Below are 3,397 nucleotides of genomic sequence, written 5' to 3'. Positions count from 1 at the left end.
GGCCCGCACCCCCAAGGGTGCGGGCCCGCGGCAGGTTGCCGGAAGGCTCAGCCGGCCAGCGCGGCACGCGCCAGGCGCGCCGTCTCGGACGGGGTCTTGCCGACCTTCACGCCCGCGGCCTCAAGGGCCTCCTTCTTCGCCTGCGCGGTGCCGGACGAACCGGACACGATCGCACCGGCGTGGCCCATCGTCTTGCCCTCGGGCGCGGTGAAGCCCGCCACGTAGCCGACGACCGGCTTGGTGACGTTGGCCTTGATGTAGTCCGCCGCCCGCTCCTCCGCGTCGCCGCCGATCTCGCCGATCATGACGATCAGGTCGGTGTCGGGGTCGGCCTGGAACGCGGCCAGGGCGTCGATGTGCGTGGTCCCGATGATCGGGTCGCCACCGATGCCGACGGCCGAGGAGAAGCCGATGTCACGGAGCTCGTACATCATCTGGTAGGTCAGCGTGCCGGACTTCGACACGAGACCGATCCGGCCGGGCTTGGTGATGTCGCCCGGGATGATGCCGGCGTTCGACTGGCCGGGGGTGATCAGGCCGGGGCAGTTCGGGCCGATGATCCGGGTCTTGTTGCCCTTCTCGCCCGCGTACGCCCAGAAGGACGCGGAGTCGTGCACCGCGACGCCCTCGGTGATCACGACGGCCAGCGGGATCTCGGCGTCGATCGCCTCGACGACCGCGGACTTGGTGAACTTCTCCGGGACGAAGATGACGGAGACGTCGGCCCCGGTCTTCTCCATCGCCTCGGCGACCGAGCCGAAGACCGGTACCTCGGTGCCGTCGAAGTCGACGCTCGTGCCGGCCTTGCGCGGGTTCACGCCGCCCACGATGTTGGTGCCGTCGGCCAGCATGAGCTTGGTGTGCTTCATGCCCGTGCCGCCGGTCATCCCCTGGACGATGACCTTGCTGTCCTTGGTGAGGAAGATAGCCATGGTGTTGGAGTCCCTCGTCCCTTACTTCGCAGCCGCGAGCTCGGCGGCCTTGTCGGCCGCGCCGTCCATGGTGTCCACGCGCTGGACCAGCGGGTGGTTGGCGTCGGACAGGATCTTGCGACCCAGCTCCGCGTTGTTGCCGTCCAGGCGGACGACCAGCGGCTTCGTGACGTCCTCGCCCTTGGACTTGAGCAGCTCAAGCGCCTGGACGATGCCGTTGGCGACCTCGTCGCAGGCGGTGATGCCGCCGAAGACGTTGACGAAGACGGACTTGACGTCCGGGTCGCCGAGGATGATCTCCAGGCCGTTCGCCATCACCTCGGCGGACGCGCCGCCGCCGATGTCGAGGAAGTTGGCCGGCTTCACGTTGCCGTGCTTCTCACCGGCGTAGGCGACGACGTCCAGGGTGCTCATGACGAGCCCCGCGCCGTTGCCGATGATGCCGACCTCGCCCTCAAGCTTGACGTAGTTGAGGCCCTTGGCCTTGGCCGCCGCCTCCAGCGGGTTGGCCGCGGCCTTGTCCTCCAGCGCCTCGTGCTCGGGCTGGCGGAAGGCGGCGTTCTCGTCGAGCGAGACCTTGCCGTCAAGCGCGATGATCTTGCCGTCACCGGTCTTGACCAGCGGGTTGACCTCGACGAGGAGGGCGTCCTCCTTGATGAAGACGGTCCACAGCTTCTGGAGGGCCTCGGCGACCTGGTCCGCGATCTCGGCCGGGAACTTGGCGGCCGCGACGATCTCGGCGGCCTTCTCCGGGGTGCAGCCCTCGTTGGCGTCCACCGGGATCTTGGCGAGCGCGTCGGGGTTCTGCTCCGCCACGACCTCGATCTCCACGCCGCCCTCGACGGACGCCATGGCGAGGAAGTTGCGGTTGGTGCGGTCCAGCAGGAAGGAGACGTAGTACTCCTCCTTGATGTCCGCGGTCTGGGCGAGCATCACCTTGTGGACCGTGTGGCCCTTGATGTCCATGCCCAGGATCTGACCGGCCTTCTCGACCGCGTCGTCGGCGTCGGAAGCAAGCTTCACGCCACCGGCCTTACCGCGGCCACCGACCTTGACCTGCGCCTTGACGACGGCCTTGCCGCCCAGACGCTCGGTCACCTCGCGCGCCGCCTCAGGCGTGTCAATGACTTCACCGGCCAGCACCGGTACACCGTGCTTGGCGAAGAGGTCCCTCGCCTGGTACTCGAACAGGTCCACGCGCGTCCGTCCCTTTTCCATGGATATCGCGGTTCGTTGTCTGGCGCGGGCGTGCCGCGGGAGCAGCGTGAGGACGCGATCTTTTACGAGGGCGGCACACGTGCGCCGGGTACGCGGCATGTCCGTCTCGCAGGTTATCCCCGAGGGCGGTAGGTCCCTAAATCACAGATCACACTGGAGCCGTGATTACCCTCACAGATCGCTACGTGGCGGCTTGTATATACGTACGGGCGGCTACGCCGCGGGACTGGACGGCGCTCACCCGAATGCCCTCCCCCTGATCCTCGACCGATTACTCAGCGTCATCAACCGGCGTCCTTTACACCTCCGGGTCCGGGACCGGCAGCGGGCGCTTCTCTATCGCCGCCGCCATCACCTCCGGAAAAAGGTCCGGCGTGCAGGCGAAGGCGGGCGCGCCGAGTGCGGCCAGCGCCGCCGCGTGCTCATGGTCGTACGCGGGCGCGCCCTCGTCCGACAGCGCGAGCAGCGTCACGAACTGCACGCCCGACGCCTTCATCGCGGCGACCCGCGCCAGCATCTCGTTCCGGATGCCGCCCTCGTACAGGTCGCTGATCAGGACGACGATGGTGTCCGCGGGGCGCGTGACGCGCGACTGGCAGTAGGCGAGCGCGCGGTTGATGTCCGTACCGCCGCCGAGCTGCGTGCCGAACAACACGTCGACCGGGTCCGCGAGTTCGTCCGTCAGGTCGACCACGGCCGTGTCGAAGACCACGAGCCGGGTCGCGAGGGAGCGCATCGAGGCCAGCACCGCGCCGAACACGGACGCGTAGACCACGGACGACGCCATCGAACCCGACTGGTCGATGCAGAGGATCACCTCCTTCTTCACGGCCTGCGCCGCGCGGCCGTACCCGATGAGCCGCTCCGGCACGATGGTCCGGTACTCCGGCACGTAGTGCTTGAGATTGGCCCGGATCGTCCGGTTCCAGTCGATGTCGTGGTGGCGGGGGCGGTTGATACGGGCGGAACGGTCGAGCGCTCCGGTGAGCGTGGCGCGCGTACGGGTCGCCAGACGCTTCTCCAGGTCCTCGACCACCTTGCGCACGACGGCCCGCGCGGTGTTCCTGGTCGTCTCGGGCATCGCCTTGTTGAGCGACAGCAACGTCCCGACCAGGTGCACGTCCGCCTCCACGGCCTCCAGCATCTCGGGCTCCAGCAGCAGGGCGGCCAGCCCGAGCCGGTCGATGGCGTCGCGCTGCATCACCTGCACCACGGGGGCGGGGAAGTACGCGCGGATGTCCCCGAGC

Annotated in this window: 3 protein-coding genes; all 3 read right to left on the bottom strand. The window is 68.4% G+C overall.

Features of this window, described 5'->3' with window-relative positions; all coding sequences use genetic code 11:
• Window positions 1–47 precede the first annotated feature (47 nt).
• Window positions 48–932: a succinate--CoA ligase subunit alpha gene (gene sucD, locus ACFU99_RS38140; RefSeq protein WP_384401635.1), complete on the bottom strand. Its 885-nt coding sequence runs from the start codon at window positions 930–932 to the stop codon at window positions 48–50.
• 21 nt (window positions 933–953) lie between these two features.
• A complete protein-coding gene (sucC, locus tag ACFU99_RS38135; protein WP_363226388.1) occupies window positions 954–2,129 on the bottom strand; it encodes an ADP-forming succinate--CoA ligase subunit beta in 1,176 nt (391 codons plus the stop codon).
• Window positions 2,130–2,448: 319 nt separating this feature from the next.
• On the bottom strand, window positions 2,449–3,397 hold a 949-nt coding region (locus tag ACFU99_RS38130), incomplete at its 5' end, for a VWA domain-containing protein (protein ID WP_384401632.1).

Origin of the sequence: Streptomyces sp. NPDC057654, from assembly GCF_042800135.1 — a bacterium.
Classification (GTDB): Bacteria; Actinomycetota; Actinomycetes; order Streptomycetales; family Streptomycetaceae; genus Streptomyces.
Note: the sequence above shows the minus strand (reverse complement) of the source record. Positions and strands in the feature narration are given on the sequence as shown.